At 65.4% G+C, this 18,320-nt stretch carries 17 protein-coding genes; 11 read left to right on the forward strand and 6 right to left on the reverse strand.

Going from position 1 to position 18,320, the window contains the following annotated elements:
* Window positions 1-50 precede the first annotated feature (50 nt).
* The 10 genes from G486_RS0107825 to G486_RS0107870 all read left to right on the forward strand — a co-directional run bounded on the left by G486_RS0107825 (window position 51) and on the right by G486_RS0107870 (window position 9,928).
* A complete protein-coding gene (locus G486_RS0107825; protein ID WP_027015046.1) occupies window positions 51-1,031 on the forward strand; it encodes an NADPH:quinone oxidoreductase family protein in 981 nt (326 codons plus the stop codon).
* Between the two features lie 58 nt (window positions 1,032-1,089).
* Complete coding sequence (locus tag G486_RS0107830; RefSeq protein ID WP_027015047.1) at window positions 1,090-2,676, forward strand: GGDEF domain-containing protein; 1,587 nt, start codon at window positions 1,090-1,092, stop codon at window positions 2,674-2,676.
* 84 nt (window positions 2,677-2,760) lie between these two features.
* Window positions 2,761-4,377 carry an alkaline phosphatase D family protein gene (locus G486_RS0107835; RefSeq protein WP_034386877.1) on the forward strand — a complete coding sequence of 539 codons (1,617 nt, stop codon included), beginning with the start codon at window positions 2,761-2,763 and terminating at the stop codon, window positions 4,375-4,377.
* A gap of 173 nt (window positions 4,378-4,550) precedes the next feature.
* On the forward strand, window positions 4,551-5,783 hold the full coding sequence (gene gltS, locus G486_RS0107840; RefSeq protein WP_027015049.1) for a sodium/glutamate symporter: 1,233 nt from the start codon (window positions 4,551-4,553) through the stop codon (window positions 5,781-5,783).
* 31 nt (window positions 5,784-5,814) lie between these two features.
* Window positions 5,815-7,416 (forward strand): phospholipase D family protein, encoded by a 1,602-nt coding sequence (locus G486_RS0107845; protein WP_051303283.1) that lies wholly within the window; start codon window positions 5,815-5,817, stop codon window positions 7,414-7,416.
* A gap of 59 nt (window positions 7,417-7,475) precedes the next feature.
* The gene (locus G486_RS0107850) at window positions 7,476-7,715 is read left to right on the forward strand and encodes a ParD-like family protein (RefSeq protein ID WP_027015051.1); all 240 of its coding nucleotides are present in this window, start codon (window positions 7,476-7,478) and stop codon (window positions 7,713-7,715) included.
* Window positions 7,712-8,518: a type I methionyl aminopeptidase gene (gene map, locus G486_RS0107855; RefSeq protein ID WP_027015052.1), complete on the forward strand. Its 807-nt coding sequence runs from the start codon at window positions 7,712-7,714 to the stop codon at window positions 8,516-8,518. The genes G486_RS0107850 and map overlap by 4 nt, the downstream gene beginning before the upstream one ends.
* A gap of 13 nt (window positions 8,519-8,531) precedes the next feature.
* Window positions 8,532-8,867: an SMR family transporter gene (locus G486_RS0107860; protein ID WP_027015053.1), complete on the forward strand. Its 336-nt coding sequence runs from the start codon at window positions 8,532-8,534 to the stop codon at window positions 8,865-8,867.
* 172 nt (window positions 8,868-9,039) lie between these two features.
* Window positions 9,040-9,492 carry a MerR family transcriptional regulator gene (locus G486_RS21770; RefSeq protein WP_034386879.1) on the forward strand — a complete coding sequence of 151 codons (453 nt, stop codon included), beginning with the start codon at window positions 9,040-9,042 and terminating at the stop codon, window positions 9,490-9,492.
* On the forward strand, window positions 9,476-9,928 hold the full coding sequence (locus G486_RS0107870; protein WP_027015054.1) for a PaaI family thioesterase: 453 nt from the start codon (window positions 9,476-9,478) through the stop codon (window positions 9,926-9,928). Before G486_RS21770 ends, G486_RS0107870 begins: the two co-directional genes overlap by 17 nt.
* A 24-nt stretch (window positions 9,929-9,952) precedes the next feature.
* Here G486_RS0107870 and G486_RS0107875 read toward each other — a convergent pair whose 3' ends face one another.
* The gene (locus tag G486_RS0107875) at window positions 9,953-11,581 is read right to left on the reverse strand and encodes an acyl-CoA synthetase (protein WP_027015055.1); all 1,629 of its coding nucleotides are present in this window, start codon (window positions 11,579-11,581) and stop codon (window positions 9,953-9,955) included.
* 262 nt (window positions 11,582-11,843) lie between these two features.
* On the opposite strand from G486_RS0107875, the gene G486_RS0107880 reads away from it, so the two are divergent.
* The gene (locus tag G486_RS0107880) at window positions 11,844-12,872 is read left to right on the forward strand and encodes a cytochrome-c peroxidase (RefSeq protein WP_156919944.1); all 1,029 of its coding nucleotides are present in this window, start codon (window positions 11,844-11,846) and stop codon (window positions 12,870-12,872) included.
* Window positions 12,873-13,317: 445 nt separating this feature from the next.
* On the opposite strand, the gene G486_RS0107885 is transcribed toward G486_RS0107880, so the two are convergent.
* The 5 genes from G486_RS0107885 to G486_RS0107905 all read right to left on the reverse strand — a co-directional run.
* On the reverse strand, window positions 13,318-15,285 hold the full coding sequence (locus tag G486_RS0107885) for a MacB family efflux pump subunit (RefSeq protein WP_027015057.1): 1,968 nt from the start codon (window positions 15,283-15,285) through the stop codon (window positions 13,318-13,320).
* On the reverse strand, window positions 15,279-16,487 hold the full coding sequence (locus G486_RS0107890) for an efflux RND transporter periplasmic adaptor subunit (RefSeq protein WP_027015058.1): 1,209 nt from the start codon (window positions 16,485-16,487) through the stop codon (window positions 15,279-15,281). The genes G486_RS0107885 and G486_RS0107890 overlap by 7 nt, the downstream gene beginning before the upstream one ends.
* The gene (locus G486_RS0107895; protein WP_034386881.1) at window positions 16,487-17,134 is read right to left on the reverse strand and encodes a hypothetical protein; all 648 of its coding nucleotides are present in this window, start codon (window positions 17,132-17,134) and stop codon (window positions 16,487-16,489) included. Before G486_RS0107895 ends, G486_RS0107890 begins: the two co-directional genes overlap by 1 nt.
* 21 nt (window positions 17,135-17,155) lie before the next feature.
* Window positions 17,156-17,524, reverse strand: a complete 369-nt coding sequence (locus G486_RS0107900; RefSeq protein WP_211233758.1) for a hypothetical protein — start codon at window positions 17,522-17,524, stop codon at window positions 17,156-17,158.
* On the reverse strand, window positions 17,511-18,320 hold an 810-nt coding region (locus G486_RS0107905; protein WP_084455115.1), incomplete at its 5' end, for a DUF3325 domain-containing protein. The genes G486_RS0107905 and G486_RS0107900, both read right to left, overlap by 14 nt.

Genomic DNA, 18,320 nt, shown 5'->3' on the forward strand with positions numbered 1-18,320 from the left:
GCCCATATCATCGTCGCAAACTCATCGCCGCAAACCTTCAAGGAGACAGCATGCACGCATGGCTTTGCACGACACCCACAGGCGTTGACCAATTGCAGTGGACCCAACTTCCCATGCCCACCCCTGGGCCTGGTCAGGTTCTGCTCGAGGTCAAGGCCGCAAGCCTGAATTTCCCCGATCTGCTGATCGTACAAAACAAGTACCAGATCAAGCCGCCACTGCCCTTTGTTCCGGGCTCGGAATATGCAGGCCGCGTGGTGGCCCTGGGTGACGGCGTCAGCCACCTGCAGGTCGGCCAGCGCGTGGCCTGCCTCTCTGGCACCGGTGGATTCGCCACGCATACGCTGGCGCCCGCCGCCATGTGCATGCCCCTGCCCGAAAGCATGAGCTTCGAAGAGGCTGCGGCCTTCATCATGACCTATGCCACATCGCACCATGCGCTCATGGACAGGGGCCAGCTCAAGGCGGGCGAGACCGTTCTGGTGCTGGGCGCTGCCGGCGGCGTGGGCACGGCCGCCATACAGATAGCCAAGGCTGCCGGGGCCCGCGTGATCGCCGCCGCATCCAGCGATGAAAAGTGCGCACTGTGCAAGGAGCAGGGAGCGGACCTGACCATCAACTACAGCCAGGGCGACCTGCGCGAAGCCATCAAGGCCGCCACCGATGGCAAGGGTCCGGACGTGATCTATGACCCCGTGGGTGGAGACTATGCCGAGCCCTGCTTTCGCTCCATCGCCTGGCGCGGCCGCTACCTGATCATCGGCTTTGCCTCCGGGCCCATCCCTTCCCTGCCGCTGAACCTGGCCCTGCTCAAAGGCGCATCCCTGGTGGGGGTTTTCTGGGGCGAATTCGCCAAGCGCGAACCCAAGGCCAATGCCAGCATGATGATGGAGCTCGGACAGTGGTACGAGCAAGCAAAGATCAAGCCCGTGATCGACAAATCCTTGCCCATGGCCGAGTTGCACGCAGCCTACGAACGCATGGGTTCACGCCAGGTCAAGGGAAAACTGATTCTGACCAATAACGAGTGAAAAACGCGCACGTTCGTGTCAAACTCCGGGGCATTGCCTATTCCCTCAATGCCTGTCCATGGTTGAACGCTCCGCATCCGACCTTGCCCGCGAAACCCTTAGGCAACTGGCACTGAAAAAGCTGCCGCCCACCCCGGAGAATTACGCCCAGCTCTACGAAAGCGCGGCCGGAAAAATGAATCCGCCGCGCTTTCCCCATGGAGCACTGCGCTGCATACACGCCCTGCTGCCGGCGCAGACCTCGACCCAGAAGCGCCTCAGAGACCAGTTGGGCGATGCCGTGGAGCTGCGCGACTGGCACAGCCTGCAGCAGGCCATGGTTGCCTATGCCCACGCAGCCATGCGTGCGCCTGAGATCCTGGCCCTGCCGAGCACGGAGCAGGGCTCAAGTCCGATACCAGCCCGGGCCCTGCCGCTGCCGCTGGTCGATCAGCTGCAGCGCCGCTTCGAGCTGCTGCAGCCCCTGCTCGAAGAACTCGATCCCCTGGCACTGCAACTGCACGCCCAGCTCGGCCAGGTCCTGCATGCCGTCCCGGTCAAGGCCGCAAGCCTGGCCAACTGCCTGCATGACCAGCACTACCAGCTCTCGCTGCTCGTGGCAGACCAGGGCCAGGTGCGCCGCTCGCTGCTAGCCCTTGTGCACGCGCTGATCGAGCATCTGGCGCTGGACTCGCAAGGGGACAAATGGCTGGCACCGCAGTTTGCTTCGCTGAAGAAAGCCGTTGCCCCTCCGCTCAGGCCTGCCCAGCTGGAACAGGCCCAACATGCGTTGCAAGCCCTGCTGCTGCGACGCAGCCAGTTGCAGCAAGGCGTGGACGACGCCCAGCAGGCTCTCAAGACCCTGCTCGCCGGCTTTGTGCAAAGGCTGGCCGAAATCACCAGCAGCCATGAAGCGCTGGACAACCAGATGGAGCGGGCCGCACGCAGGCTGGCCCATATGCACAAGCCCGAGGATGCAGCCCCGCTGCTGCAGCAGTTGCTGGAGTCCACGCACAATCTCGCACGCAACAGCCACACGGCCCATCTGGAGCTGCAAGACCTGCGCCAGCAGACCGAGGCCCGCGAGGCACAGATCCAGGAGCTTCAGCAGGAGCTCGACTCAGCCGAGCTGCGCACACGCCGCGACGAGCTTACGGGCCAGCTCAACCACCAGGGTCTGGGCGAAGTCCTGAGCGCCGAGGTGGCACGTGCCAAACGCCATCACCGCCCCCTGAGCCTGGCCATGCTGGACATGGATGAAGTACTCACCTTGAGCGACGGCAATGGCAACAACATCGGCGCCGCAGCCCTGGCTCACATGATCCATCTGGTGCGCCGCAATCTGCGCCCCGAGGACAGCATAGGCCGTCACGACGAGCAGACCTTTGTCCTGCTGTTTCCCGAGACCAACGAGCCCTCGGCCCTGATTGCCTTGCAGCGCCTGCAACGTGTGCTGGACAGCACCCCCATGCATCTGGGCAGCTCGGACACGGCACTGCTGCACCTGAACCTGAGTGCAGGAATCGTTCAATTGCAAAGCAGTGACAGCACGGGCGAGCTTCTGCGACGCGCCCAAGCCACGATGCTGCGCGCCAAACTGCGCAGCGGCCGCTGCATCGCCTGCTCATCGGGAGCACAATGGCCGCACGAAGAAATGCCGAAATAAAGCGGCCAAGGCCCGCCTCGGCCCTGGCATGCACCAGCCTCCGGCCATGCCGATGAATGCGCCATGGACAACCGATACAAAGACATGTTCTTGCCCGCCTGCGTCCATGAGGTTTACTCCCGGCGCCATTTTCTGCTGGCCTCCAGCCTGGCCACGGCCATGGGTCAGCTTCCCGCCTGGGCGCGCATGGGCGAGCGCCCGGGCTACAACCCGTTCACGCTGGGCGTGGCCAGTGGCGACCCCGAACCCGACAACGTACTGCTCTGGACCCGCCTGGCACCAGCCGCGCCAGGCCTGCCAACGACCCTGCCTGCCCAGAGCGTGCGCTGGGAGCTCGCGCATGACTCGCGCTTTCTCCATATGGAGCGCTCGGGCCAGGCCATGGCCCTGCCGGAGCAAGGCCACTCACTTCACGTGCAGGTGGACGGGCTCGCCCCCGACCGCTGGTACTACTACCGCTTCATGCTCGGCGATGCCGTAAGCACCACAGGCCGCTGCCGCACGGCGCCCGCGCGGGACAGCCTGCCCAAAAGACTGCGTCTGGCCTATGCCAGCTGCCAGCGCTGGGAGCATGGCTATTACGCGGCCTGGGCGCACATGCTCAAGGACCCGCCCGATCTCGTGCTCTTCCTGGGTGACTACATCTACGAATCGGCCTCTCCAGGCCTGAGCCTGGGCATGGCGCGCAGCCACAACCTGCGCACCGCACAAAGCCTGCAGGACTACCGCGACCGCTATGCACTCTACAAAAGCGATGCTCATCTGCAGGCTGCGCATGCGGCCTGCAACTGGGCTGTGATCTGGGACGATCATGAAGTGGAGAACGATTACGCCGGCCAGCAGGGCATGGGCAATGCCCAGCGCTTTGCGGCCAGACGTGCAGCAGCCACCCAGGCCTTCTACGAGAACATGCCTTTGCGCGCCGACACGCTGGCTGCCGGCCTTTCCGGCCCGCGCCTTTATCGCAGCCTGCGCTGGGGCCGGCTTGCGCATCTGCACCTGCTGGACGGGCGCCAGTACCGCGACCTCCAGGCCTGCCGCACGACCGGCGCGCCCAATGCGGGCAGTGTGCGTCCCGGCGACTGCCAGGCCCTGCATGCAGCCAGCCGCAGCTTTCTGGGCTGGGACCAGGAGCGCTGGCTGTACCGCCAATTGGCCCAGGATGCCGGCACGGACTCACGCAGCTCCGAGCAGAACATGCGCTGGAGCGTGATGGCCCAGACCACCCTGCTCTCGGCACGCCGCTATCCCTCGGGCGTGCAGGCCAGCGACAGCTGGGATGGCTACCCTGCGGCGCGCCAGCGCCTCATGCAGCAGCTGTCGGGGGCAGCCGGCAAGGCGCCGCGCAACAGCGTGGTTCTTGGCGGAGACATACACCAGAACTATGTCTGCGCCCTGCCCGCCCGGGCCGATCTGCCACCGGCCCCGGACAACCCCGTCGTGGCCAGCGAATTCTGCACCACCTCCATCAGCTCGCGCAGCGGCACCACCCAGGCCAAGGTGGACGCAGTGCGCGCCCATAACCCGCAGGTGCTATTCGCACGCTGCGAGGAACGCGGCTATGGCTGGGCCGATATCACGCCCGAGCGCTGGGACTGCGAGCTGCGCACCGTGCTCAACCCCTTGCTGGCGAACAGCCCGGTGCTCACCCAGGCACGCTTTAGCGTGCTGGATCGCCGCCCCGGCCCGGTAGAGGGCTGACACCAGGGATTCCCGCCACCTCCAGCATCGGGAAAAGGCCTGCGCCTACATTGCGCGGGCATACACCGAGACACAATTCCCGGGCTTTCCCGACCTGTCTCGCACCTGACTCAAGGGGCGGGGCCTTCGCACCCGCCCCATGGCCGAGGTGCGTTTTGACGTTTCCGAACACCATGCACCTGACCTTCAGCAGCTACTACACCCTGATCAGCGCCGCGCTTGTCCTCCTGCTGGGCAAATGGCTGGTGCACCGCATCCGCTTTCTGCGCGAGTTCAACATTCCCGAGCCCGTGGCGGGCGGCCTGGTCGTCGCGGCGGCGCTGTTCTCGCTGCATTACTTTCTCGGCTACTCCATCACCTTCAATAGCGATCTGCAAACCGCCTTCATGCTGGTGTTCTTCTCGTCCATCGGGCTGAGCGCCAATTTCTCCAAGCTGCGTGAGGGCGGCAAGTCCCTGCTGCTGTTTTTGCTCATTGTCGTGGTCTTCATCGCCGTGCAGAACACCGTGGGCATCAGCCTGGCAAGCGCGCTGGGGCTGGATCCTCTGGTCGGCCTGATCGCAGGCTCGGTCACGCTCACCGGCGGCCATGGAACCGCAGGCGCCTGGGGCGAGGTGTTCGAAAACCGGTACGGCATCAACGGTGCCATCACCCTGGGAATTGCCTGCGCAACCTTCGGCCTGGTGATCGGCGGACTCATAGGCGGGCCGCTGGCCAAGGCCTTGATCACGCGCCGCCGCCTGGCCGAGCCCATGACCGAAGCCCAGGCCCCGCAAAACCAGCCACCCCTGAGCGAAGGCTCGGAGCTCGGCGGCTTCGAGAACCCCGACCAGGTGCGCCTCATCACGACCAACGCCGCCATCGAAACCCTGGCCCTGTTCGCAGGCTGCCTGGGCTTTGCCGAGTTCATGACGCATGCGAGCGAAGGCACAAAGTTCGCGCTGCCCACCTTTGTCTGGGCGCTGGGCGGCGGCGTGCTGATCCGCAATACGCTCGACTATGTGTTTCGCTTCCAGGTCTTCGACCGCGCCATCGATGTGTTCGGCAATGCCTCGCTGTCCATTTATCTGGCCATTGCCCTGCTGTCGCTCAAGCTGTGGGAGCTGGCCGGCCTGGCCGCCCCGCTGATGGTGATTCTGGCCGCACAGACCGTGGTCATGGGCCTTTATGCGGCCTTGATCACCTTCCGCTTCATGGGACGCAACTATGATGCTGCGGTGCTGGCCGCCGGCCACTGCGGCTTCGGCATGGGTGCCACGCCCACGGCCGTGGCGAATATGCAGGCCATCACCAACCAGTACGGCCCTTCGCACAAGGCCTTTTTGATCGTGCCCATGGTCGGAGCCTTTTTTGTGGATATCGTCAACGCTACGCTCATACAGCTCTTCATCCAGTGGCTGCATTGAGCAGGACCAGAGTTCTTTGAAGCCGTCTTTCATGCCCCCATGCCTGCGCGGCATCCACCGCATTCTGTTGCCCGCCCTCTCCTGCCTGATGCTTGCCGCCTGCTCTCTTCCTCCGCTGACGGACCGCAGCGAATCCCGGGCCCTGCCCGAGGATCAGGCCAGACAGACGCGACTGGGCCAGGCGCTGGCCCCGCTGCAGGAGCAGCACCCGGGGCGCAGCGGCATCCATCCCCTGCCCGATGCGCATGATGCTTTTGCGGCCAGGGCCCTGCTCGCACGCGCGGCCGAGCGCACCCTGGATGTGCAGTACTACATCTGGCGCGGCGATACCACCGGCCATCTGCTGCTGGGCGAGCTCCACCAGGCGGCCGAGCGCGGCGTGCGCGTGCGCCTGCTGCTCGACGATGGCGGCACGGCTGGCCTGGACAACGAACTGGCCGCGCTGAACCAGCACCCCAAGGTGGAGGTCCGGCTGTTCAACCCCTTTGTCCAGCGCACGCCCAAGTTTCTCGGCTATCTCACGGACTTCTCGCGCACCCAGCGGCGCATGCACAACAAAAGCTTCACGGCCGACAGCCAGGCCAGCATCGTGGGCGGACGCAACATCGGCGACGAATATTTCGCGGCCACGGACGGCGTGCTGTTCGCCGATCTGGACGTCATGGCCGCCGGCCCCGTGGTCCAGAGCATTGCCCAGGCCTTCGACCTGTACTGGAACAGTGCCTCGGCCTATCCCGTGGACAGGCTGCTGCCGGTCCTGCCCGACTATGCGGTGGCCAAGGCCTACCAGTCCTTGCGCTTCGAGATCCAGCGCCCCAGGGCCCGGGACTATGTGCAGGCCGTGACGCAAAGCCGCTTCAGCACGGAGCTGCTCGCAGGCGAGCTGCCCCTGCACTGGGCCCATGCCACCCTGGTCAGCGACGATCCGGCCAAGGTGCTCGGCCAGGCCGACGAGCAAGGCCTGCTGCTGACCCAGCTGGCGCCCGTCATCGGCCAGCCCCTGCGCGAGCTGGATCTGGTATCGCCTTATTTCGTGCCCACCCAGGCTGGCGTGGACGCGCTGGCTGCGCTCAGCCGCCAGGGCGTCAAGGTGCGCGTGCTCACCAACAGCCTGCAGGCCACGGATGTGGCCCTGGTCCATGCGGGCTACGCCCGGTACCGCAAGCCCCTGCTGGAGCAGGGCATCGCCCTCTACGAGCTGCGCCGCCAGCCCGGAGCCACGCCCGACGCACCCAGGGCCAGCACCTCCGTCAAGGCCATGGGATCTTCGGGCTCGGGCTCCAGCCCCGGCAGCTCGGGAACCAGCCTGCACGCCAAGACCTTTGCCATCGACAGGCAGCGCGTCTTTGTCGGCTCATTCAACTTCGATCCGCGCTCGGCGCTGCTGAACACCGAGATGGGCCTGGTGATCGAGAGCCCCGCGCTGGCCGCGCAGATGAGCGAGATGCTCGACCACAGCCTGGCCCATGCCGCCTATGCGCTCGACCTCGATACGCAAGGCCGGCTGCGCTGGACCAGCCTCGCGGGCCAGCCGCCCCTGCCCCAGACCACAGACACCGAGCCCGGCACCCATGTGCTGCAGCGCCTGATGCTGCACATCCTCGGCTGGCTGCCCATCGAGGGCCTGCTCTGAGGCCTGGCAAAAACCCGAAAAATATACGAAACGTATATTGGCTTTATGATTCCGGCCCTATGGGAATCGTAAAAATATCCGACGATCTGCACGATCAAATCCGCCTGTCCAGCACGGCCCTGAGCCGCTCCATCAACGCCCAGGCCGAGCACTGGCTGCGCGTGGGCCGCCTGGCAGAACTCCATCCCCAGCTCGACTATGCAGGCATATGCGCCCTGCTCCATGAGCGCGCCGACCGCCAGGCGGGCAAGAAAACCATGCCGGCCCTGGGCGCCGCTGCGGCGAAAGGCCTGCAATGAAGCGCGGCAAACCTCATAGCGTTCCCTTGCACGATGCTGCCGCCATTGCGCAGTCCCGCAAGGCCGGCCATCTGGCTGCGCGCGTGCTGGAAATGCTGGTGCCGCATGTCAGCCCCGGGGTCAGCACCGAGCACCTGGACCGCCTGGCCCACGACTTCATCGTCGGCGAGCTCGGCTGCAAGCCCACCAACGTGGGCTACCACGGCTTTCCGAAGACGGTCTGCGCCTCGCTCAACCATGTGGTCTGCCACGGCATTCCCGATGCGCGCCAGATTCTCAAGGAAGGCGACATCCTCAACGTGGATGTGGCCGTGACCACGCCCGAGGGCTGGATCGGCGACACCAGCCGCATGTACTACGTGGGCCAGCCCGGCAACCAGGCGCGCCGCCTGGTCGAGACCACCTACGAGGCCTTGCTGGCCGGCATACGCGCCGTGCGCCCCGGCGCCACGCTGGGCGACATCGGCCATGCGATTCAAAGCGTGGCTCAGCGCGAGCGCTTCAGCGTGGTGCGCGATTACTGCGGCCACGGCATAGGCCAGATCTACCATGACGATCCCCAGGTGCTGCACTACGGCCAGCCGGGCCAGGGCATGACGCTGGAGCCCGGCATGATCTTCACCATCGAGCCCATGCTCAACGCAGGCAGGGCCGCGACGCGCGAGCTGGCCGACGGCTGGACCGTGATCACCAACGACAAGTCGCTGTCCGCGCAATGGGAGCACATGGTCGTTGTCACCGAAACCGGCTTCGACGTGCTCACGCGCTGGCCCGAGGGCACGGGCAGCCGCGCCGCAATCTGACGCCCCTGCTCCCATGAGCTCCAACTACGCCTATCTGGGCCTGGCCATCGTCGCCGAGGTCATTGCCACCTCCTTTCTCAAGGAGTCCCAGGGCTTTACGCGGCTGTGGCCCACGGTGATCACGGCCGTGGGCTATCTGTGCGCCTTCTACTTTCTCTCGCTCACGCTGCGCAGCATCCCCACGGGCGTGGCCTATGCGATCTGGTCGGGCGTGGGCATTGTGCTGATCTCCGTGGTCGGCTGGCTCTGGCAGAACCAGAAACTCGACGGCCCCGCCATCGCCGGCATGGCCTTGATCGTGGCCGGCGTGCTCGTCATACAGCTGTTCTCCAAGACTGCGGGCCATTGAAAACAGGAGCGGCTAGCGCTTGCCAGTCTTGGAATTCAAAGGGTTTACCTTCTGAAACCCAATACTGGCAAGCGCTAGCCGCTTCTCTTTTTGAATCTCTTCACGGGTTCTGCAAAAAAATCGCCACCTGCCACAAGCTTCGTGCAAGGCGAAGCTTGTTAACCTGCCCCGCATGCAAATCTCGGAACTCGCCAGGCGTGCAGGCGTCTCGGCCCATGCCATACGCCACTACGAAAGCCTGGGGCTGATCGCCAGCCGGCGGCGCCCCTCGGGCTACCGCGAGTTCGACGAAGGCGTGATCCGCGAACTCCGCTTCATCGCCATGTCGCGGCATTGCGGCTTCTCGCTCAAACACATTGCCGAAATCCTGCCCGCCTACCGCAGCCAGACTCTGGGCACGGACCGGATGATCGCGCTCCTGCAGCAGCGCATGGCCGAAGTGGACGAACTGATTGCCCGCCAGCAGGCACTGCGCAATCAGCTGAGCCAGCACATCGCATGGCTGCACGAGCGTGCGCCTGCATCGGCACGCCCGCAGGCTGCGCACGGCAAGCCCGGCTTTCCCCGCGTCCGCGCCCCCCAAGCCCGCAACCCCAAAGGTAGAGAAAATGACCCCAGCCAATGAACACTATGCGCGCGACCTGCAGGCCCTGGTCCTGTCCATGCCGGCCGCGCAAACGCTGCAACTGCGCTTCACGCGCATTGCCCCCGGCGAGGTGGAGCTGACCCTGCCCTATCAGGAGAGCCTGAGCTTCAGGCCCGGGCAGTTGCAGGCCACGCCCATTTTCGCGGCCGCCGACTTTGCAGCCATGGCCGCAGCCGGCAGCTTGCTGCCCGCAGGCTGGGTCAACGCCACCATAGACTGCACGCTCAAGATCGTCGGCCCGGCCAACGGCAGCAGCCTCGTGGCGCGCGGCAGCGTGCTCAAGGCCGCCAAGCTGCTCACCGTGGCCCAGGCCCAGGTCTACGCCTGCCGGGACGGCCAGGAAACCCTGTGCGCGACCATGCTGGCCACGGCCAGGAACATGGAGCTGCCGCAGGCGCAGCCCAGGGCGGCCTAGAAAGGCAACCCGCAGCGCAGCCGTTCAGGGAGTGAGTTTCTTTCTCAGCTCGAACTTCTGGATCTTGCCCGTGCTGGTCTTGGGCAGCTCGCCGAACACCACGGCGCGCGGCACCTTGTAGCCGGCCAGGTGCTGCTTGCAGTGGGCCACGATGTCCTCGACCGTCACCTCGGCACCGGCCTTGATCTCCACGAAGGCGCAAGGCGTCTCGCCCCACTTGGGATCGGGCTTGGCAACCACGGCCGCAGCCAGCACGGCCGGGTGACGGTAGAGCGCATCCTCGACCTCGATGGAGGAGATGTTTTCCCCGCCCGAGATGATGATGTCCTTGCTGCGGTCCTTGATCTGTATGTAGCCATCGGGGTGTTGCACGGCCAGGTCGCCGCTGTGGAACCAGCCGCCGCGAAAGGCCTCCTGCGTGGCCTGGGGATTCTTCAGATAGCCCTTCATGGTGATGTTGCCGCGGAACATGATCTCGCCCATGGTCTGGCCGTCATGGGGCACGGGCTCCATGGTCTCGGGGTCGAGCACGCGCGCATCGCGCTGCAGGTGATAGCGCACGCCCTGGCGCGCGTTCAGGCGCGCACGCTCGCCAATGTCGAGCGCACTCCAGGCCGCATGCTTGGCACAGACCGTGGCCGGGCCGTAGATTTCGGTGAGGCCGTAGACATGGGTGATCTCAAAGCCCAGCTGCTCCATGCCCTCGATCATCGAGGCCGGCGGCGCCGCCCCCGCGACCATGGCCTTCACGCCTGCAGGCAAGCCGGTCTTGAGCGCTTCGGGCGCATTCACGAGCAGGCTGTGGACGATGGGCGCGCCGCAGTAGTGCGTGACGCCATGCGCGCGTATGGCCTCGAAGATGGCTGCGGCCTCGATGCGGCGCAGACAGACGTTGACGCCCGCACGCGCGGCCACGGTCCAGGGAAAGCACCAGCCGTTGCAGTGGAACATGGGCAGGGTCCACAGATAGACCGCGTGCTTGGGCATGTCCCACTCCAGCACATTGCTCACGGCATTGATGTGCGCGCCCCGGTGGTGATAGACCACGCCCTTGGGATTGCCCGTGGTGCCGCTGGTGTAGTTGAGCGCGATCGCATCCCACTCGCTGCCTGGCAGCTGCCAGGCGAACTGCGCATCGCCGGCGGCCACAAAGCTTTCGTAGTCCACGCTGCCCACCTGCTCGGCAGCCGTGCCGTAGAGCGCATCCTCGACCTGAATCACCAGCAGGGGCTGGCGGCGCGTGCGCAGCGCCAGCGCCCTGGCCACCACACCCGTGAACTCGGGATCGACGATCAGCACCTTGGCCTCGCCGTGGTCGAGCATGAAGGCAATCGTCTCCGGGTCCAGGCGCGTGTTCAGCGTATTGAGCACCGCCCCCGCCATGGGCACGCCGAAATGCGCCTCCACCATGGGCGGAGTATTGGGCAGCATCACGGCCACGGTGTCGTTCTTGCCCACGCCCGCGCGCTGCAGGCTGCTGGCCAGCTGGCGGCAGCGCGCATAGGTCTCGCCCCAGGTGCGACGCAGATCGCCGTGCACCACGGCCAGCTGCTGCGGGTAGATCTCGGCCGTGCGCTCGATGAAGCCCAGCGGGCTCAAGGGCGCATGGTTGGCCTCGTTTCGTTCAAGGTCCTGCTCGTAAATGCTTGCCATGGGCTGTCTCCCAACTTGCCAGAAATTATTCTCAAAGCCCATGCTCGCGTGGGGCGGTGTCTGATCCAGGCCTCTACGGCCCTGTGTTTGAGCATGCGCAATACCCATGCGAATTGTAGGGAGTCAAATCAAGATGTCTGCTCAAGGCAACTGCCTCAAACACCTCCCAAGGTCGCCAAAAGGGTTGCAAAAAGAGCCAGACACCTCACGACCCCAGGTCATGAGCCCGGGGCTACAAACCATAAAAAACGATGGGAACTTCATGAATCTGCAACACCGCTTCGCACCGTCGCTGGCCAACTCCCTGCTGGCCGCAGCGTTGGGACTGGGTCTGGCTGCACCGGCCCAGGCCCAGCAGGCCGCCGCCTCCGAGCCCATCTCGCCCATCGTCGCGGCCAAGGTCGCAAATCCGGCCATGGTCGAGCTCGGCAAAAAGCTGTTCTTCGAGCCCCGGCTGTCGCGCTCGGGTTTCATCTCTTGCAACTCCTGCCACAACCTGAGCATGGGCGGCAGCGACAACCTCAAGACCTCGATCGGCCACAACTGGCAAAAAGGCCCGATCAATTCGCCCACGGTGCTCAACTCCAGCCTCAACCTGGCCCAGTTCTGGGACGGCCGCGCCAAGGACCTGAAGGAGCAGGCCGGCGGTCCCATCGCCAACCCCAAGGAGATGGCCTTCACGCATGAGCTCACCGTGGACGTGCTGCGCTCGATTCCCGCCTACCGCGCCGAGTTCAAGAAGGTGTTCCAGAAAGAGCCCCTGAACATAGACCAGGTGACCACGGCCATCGCGGCCTTCGAAGAAACCCTGGTCACGCCCAACTCGCGCTTTGACCAATGGCTCAAGGGCAACAGCAAGGCCTTGAGCAAGAACGAGCTGGCCGGCTACAAGCTGTTCAAGGAAAGCGGCTGCGTGGCCTGCCACAACGGCCCGGCCGTGGGCGGCAACTCCTTCCAGAAGATGGGCGTGGTCGAGCCCTACAAGGACAGCGTGGGCGCCGAAGGCCGCTCCGCCGTGACCGGCAACGACGCCGACCGCTTCAACTTCAAGGTACCCACGCTGCGCAATGTGGAGCTGACCTACCCCTACTTCCACGACGGCGCGGCCGACACCCTGGCCCAGGCCGTGGACGTCATGGGCCGGCTGCAGCTGGGCCGCAAGTTCAGCGAGGACGAAAACAGCAAGATCGTGGCCTTTCTCAAGACCCTGACAGGCGACCAGCCACGCATCGGCCTGCCGATTCTGCCGCCCTCCAGCGACGAGACGCCAAGGCCCAGGCCGTTTGACTAAGAGCGTGTTTACGATCTCCTCGGTGCCGCGCCAGTGTCTGTGCGGGATGGGATACAAGGTGCGATACCGCAGCAATAGCCGTGCTATTGCGAGGATTCGCAACGCTGCAGACCGCCCGCAAAGGCACTGGCCCGAAGGGTTGGCGTTTGAGACGAGGCGCGAAGCCACAGGCAGTACAAAAGTACGACAAGGCGAAGCAACGACGTATCAAGGCTTGTGTTAGCAGGTCTAAATGTCCACAGCTGCCGTTTCAGAAAGGAACGGCAGCAAAACTGCAAGAGCCCGCCTGAATCGACCCGGATGGCGCTGTTGCAACAATCTATATTGGAGCCACGCCCAGGCTCTGCGCCCGGGCCTGCTCGATCAGGGTCGAGAGCCCATCGGCATTGCGCAAGCAGCAAGAACGCAGCGCTGGCCAAAGCAATAGCTGCACTTGCCAGCATCGTCACTCCCCTGCCAGCGCCACCACCGGATCTAGCCTTGCCGCCTGCCGCGCCGGCATGAAGCCGAACACCAGTCCGGTCGCTACTGCGCAGCCAAATGCCAGCAGCATGGCGCTCACCGAGAAAACCAGCGAGTTTCCCCAGACGATCAGCCCCGCCCCGATGGCCAGCCCCGCCACGACTCCGGCCGTGCCGCCGACCATGGTCACCAGCACCGCTTCGGTCATGAACTGCCGTTGAATGTCTCTCTGGCGTGCGCCGGTCGCCATGCGGATGCCGATCTCGCGCGTGCGCTCCTTCACCGCCATGAGCATCACGTTCATGACCCCGATGCCGCCCACCAGCAGCGAGACGGCTGCGATCAGACTGAGCATCGTCGTCATCGAGTCCTTGGCCTGCGCCTCGGCCTGCAAGCGTGCTGCAGCGTTGGCGACGAAGAAGTCCTCGCGCCCATGGCGCTGGCGCAGCAAGTCCTCGATGGCCGCCTGGGCAGGCAGCACGCTGGCCGAGTCGCGCGCCTGCACCACTGTGTAGTGCGGCTCGAAGCTGCGCCCATTGGGAAACACACGCAATATCCCCGAGCGATAAGGCACTACCACCAGATCATCCTGGGACCGGCCTCCTTCGCCGGCGCCTTTCTCCGCCATCACGCCCACCACCTGGAAGGGCGAGTTGCCGATGAGAAGCTGCTGGCCTAGCGGGGACGCAGCATCGAAGAAGCGCTCGCGCACCTTCTGCCCGATCACCACCACCGGCGCCAACTCGTCATCTTCCGCCTCGGTGAAGAAGCGGCCTTCGGCCACAGGCCAGTGATGGATCGCCGGCCACATAGGGGTTGCAGCGATGGTGTCGGCCTGCCAAGCCACGTTGCCATGGCGCACCATGGCCGGGTCGCGCGCCACGGGCATCACATGCGCCACTTCCGGCAGCTTCTGCACTTCTTCCAGGTCGGCCAGCGTCGTCACGCCTTCTGGCCCGCCCTGCGGCGGTATGCGGTTGTTGATGTACATCACGGTCGAGCCCATGGCTCCCATGCGCGCTACGACTTCTTCGCGCGCTCCCATGCCCACGGCCAGCATCACGATGACCGAGGCGACACCGATGACGATGCCCAGCAAAGTCAGCGCGGCGCGTGAACGGTGGATGCGCATGGAGCGCCAGGCAGAGCGCAGCGCCTCACGCAGGTCTGCCAGCAGTGGCGTCCCTGGGTGTTGCCGTGCCTGCATCGCGCTGGCAGGAAGAAGAGCGGCCGGCGCGCGGCCCGGCGTGGGCTGGCCTTTCTGGCTGTCGCCAACAATTCGCCCATCGCGAATCTCGATGACTCGCCGGGCCTGCGCCGCCACCTCGCGGTCGTGGGTGATGAGGATGATGGTATGGCCCGCATCGGCCAGCTCGTGCAGCAGCGCCATCACCTCCGCGCCGCTTTGGCTGTCCAGTGCGCCCGTGGGCTCGTCAGCCAGGATGATGCGCCCGCCGTTCATGAGTGCCCGGGCGATGGATACCCGCTGCTGCTGGCCGCCAGAGAGCTGGTTGGGGCGCAGGTGCAATTTGCCGGCAAGCCCCAGGCGCCCCAGCAAGGCAGTTGCATGTTTTTTCCGCTCGGCCTCGTTTTTTCCGGCGTAGATCGCCGGCATCTCCACGTTCTCACAAGCTGAGTCGGTGGCGATCAGGTGGTAGCCCTGGAACACGAAGCCAAACGCCTCGCGGCGCAGCCAGGCCAGCTCGTCCGCGTCCAGCCCGGCCACGTCCTGGCCGTTAAAGCGGTAGGTGCCTTCGCTTGGCCGGTCCAGGCAACCCAGCAGATTCATCAGCGTGGACTTGCCTGATCCGGACTGGCCCACGATGGCGGCGAATTCGCCGGCATGGATGGCCAGATCGATGCCATGCAGCACTTCGACCTCGGGCCGTCCCGTGGAGCCGCCGCCGTAGCGTTTGCGGATGCCACGCAGCTCGATGAGTGGCGTCACCATCGGAATCTCCTGGGGCCAGCGGTTGGCGCGGTTTCGCCGGTGACGATGCGATCCCCTTCGGCCAGCCCTTGCAGCACTTCGGCATGGAGCCGGTCCCTCACGCCCAGGCGCACGCGGCGAACCTCCACGACCTGGCCAGGGGCCTGTTCAGCGAGCAGGCGAGCCTCATGCATCTCTGGGTCACTGGCGGGCTGGAAGGCGGCCAGCGGGGCAGTGAGCACGCCCTTGGCTGCGGCAGCCACCACGGTGACCTGGGCCGTCATCTGCGGCATCAGGGCACCATCGGGGTTGGCCACATCGAACAGCACGGTGTACTGCACAGCCTTTGTGGTCGATGCCGCGGCCGCGCCACTGCCACCAGAGGGATTCGTACCGAATGCAGCAGGTGGTGCCGGCAGCACCTGGCGTACCGTTCCGGCCCAGCGGCGCTTGTCGCTGCCGAGCGTGGTGAAGTAGGCGGCCTGGCCCGCCTTGACGCGGCCGATATCCGCCTCGGACACATCGGTCCACACCGTCATGCGCGAGAGATCGGCAATGCGCAGCACCGTGGGTGTCTGGTAAGTGGCGTTGAGTGTCTGGCCCTGCTTGACATCGATACCCGTCACCACGCCTGCAATAGGTGCATAGATGCGCGTATAGCCCAGCCGCGCCTCGTCAGCGCGCAGGCTGGCCGCCGTCTGGCGGATCGTGGCCTCGTACTGTGCCACCTTGGCCCGCGCCGAGCGCAGCGTGGCCGCAGCCGTCTGTACGTCCTCCAGCCGCGTGGCTTCAGCGCATGCCATCTGCTGCTGGCGGCGGTGCTGTTGTCCTGCCAGTTCTGCCTGGGCCTGTGCATCGTCAAGCTGGGCCCGCAAGCTGGCAATCTGTGCCTGCCCGGCTTCCACCGTGGCGGCCAACACGCTGGCGTCGATCTCGGCCAGCAACTGGCCCTTTTCGACCGTATCGCCGGCCTGCACATGGATGCGGGTAATCTGCCCCGACACCTGCGCGCCCACCTCCACCGAACGCACGGGCTGCAGCGTGCCTATGGCCGCAACGCTGGATTCGATGTCGCCGCGGCTGACGACTGCAGTCTGCCATGTCGAGGGCGAATCGGGCCGCAACAGGAGCCAGCCCCCAGCAGACAGCAGCAGAATCAGGATCGCCAGGGCGAGCTTGCCCCCGCCGGTCCTGAGCCGGCGTCGCACGGAGCGGGCCGCCATCAGCGGGGGATCTCGAAACTGAGCGTGGCCGTGTGGCGCACGTCGTCGTACTTCTTGCCGTTCAAGGTCACGCTGCCGTTGTTCACGCGCGCAGTGACTTCCAGAACATACAAGCCGGGGATGTAAGGCGTGAAGCTGACCGTGCCGTCCTTGGCCGGAGTGAGCACGCGGTGCCAGCCTTCGCTGGTGTCCACATTGACCTGGCTGGCGGCGACCGGTCGGCCCTTGAAGATGAGCCTATAGGTGTTGCCGCCCGGTTCGGTGGGCACCAGCTCCAGGTCGTTGACGGCCTCGGTCTGCGCTCTGCCAAAGCGGGCCTGGTAGTAGGTCAGCACGCCATCGGCGCCGATGCGGGTGGCGACAAAGCGCGTATCGCCTGCGGCACCCGGAACATCGAAGTGATCCGCAGCCTGCGCATATCTGGCCTCCCCGGCTTCGGGCAGAACGGCCTTGGCATCCTGGAGTGCCGGAAGCTTTTCCAGCGGCTTGCGCAGCTCGCCCGCAAAGACCTTGGCTCCATTCGCCTCGGGCTGAATCCAGAGGTAGTCGGCGCGCGCCAGTGTGGCGGCAAGCAGTCCTGCCGCGAAGACCAGGCCTGCACCTGGCCAGCGCAGTGTGGTGTGTCGTGATGGGTGGAACGGCAACATGGCCCTCTCCTTTTTCTTGGGTTATGGCGTGCGCATCCAGCGCGGCGTGCGGCTGCGGGGAGGCGCAGTGATCTCTTCCTGCTCGACGCTGACCTGCAATCCCGGGCCGATGTCGAACAGCACATAGAACGGCTGCGTGGGCATCCTGAAGGTCCAGGTGGAGTCGGCGCCCAGCTTGCCTTCGAGCAGCGGCGTACCGTCCAGTGCGATGACTTCCATGCGCGAGCCGGGCATCTCGTCGCCATCGTTGGTCGCACCCCGACAGCGCACGGTGGCTTCATCCAGCAGGAAGCAGCGGGCCACAGGCTCGTGTGCGAACACCGTGGCGCAAGCAAGCGTCAGGCCGAAGGCAAGCAGCCATCGGGCGGTCATTCTTTCAGTGCGAAGCATGGTCTTTCCTCTGTTCATCGAACCACACCACAGTGGCAGGCGAGGCCTGGGACAGGCGCAATGCGGTCTGATGCACTGCTCCGTCCTTGCCCACAACGGTCAGCCAGAGCTCGCTGTTGGCCTCGGTGGTGGTGGGCAGCGGAATTTCCACGCGCCGCGTCCAGCTTTGCCCCATGAAAGCCATGCCGATTGCACGTGCCGAGCGGGGCTTGTGGACCTTCAAATAGGCTTGGCGGATTTCGCTATCGCAGACCTCACAAAAGCGCAGGTGGTACTCCTTCATGGGGACATCCATCTCCATGATCTCGGGCACTCCGCGGTCGGCTTCGGCAAAGGTGAAGGGCCATGGTCCCACCGTACCCTGCATCACATCGGGACGCTTGAGCGGCTGCACCTCCACACGGGCCAGCGCAAGCGCGAAACCCACCACCGAGAGTGCGAGCAGGCTGGCTGCAATACAACGGCGCGTACGCACTCCCTTCACGGCCACAGGCGCGTCCGGCGGTGCTTTGCTCTTGCGCAGGGGGTGGGCCCGCGCGGGTGGCTGCCAAGGCCACAGGGGAAACGTGAAGACCCAGGCCAGTGCCGCGATGCTCAGCCAGCCCAGCCAGAGTGCGATGCCGATACCTGTACCCAGCGCCTCGATGGCCCAGGCCAGCGATACCGCCAGCAACAGCCAACCAGCAGTGCGCGCCAGCATCCGCCAACGCGGTGCAGGCAGGCGCCCCAGAAGATGCTCGGCATGGCGCTCCGTGGCCAGAGCCAGCGCAAAGAAGCCCGCGCCGCTCACGGCCAG

This window comes from Comamonas composti DSM 21721 (assembly GCF_000429845.1).
Taxonomy (GTDB): Bacteria; Pseudomonadota; Gammaproteobacteria; order Burkholderiales; family Burkholderiaceae_C; genus Comamonas; species Comamonas composti.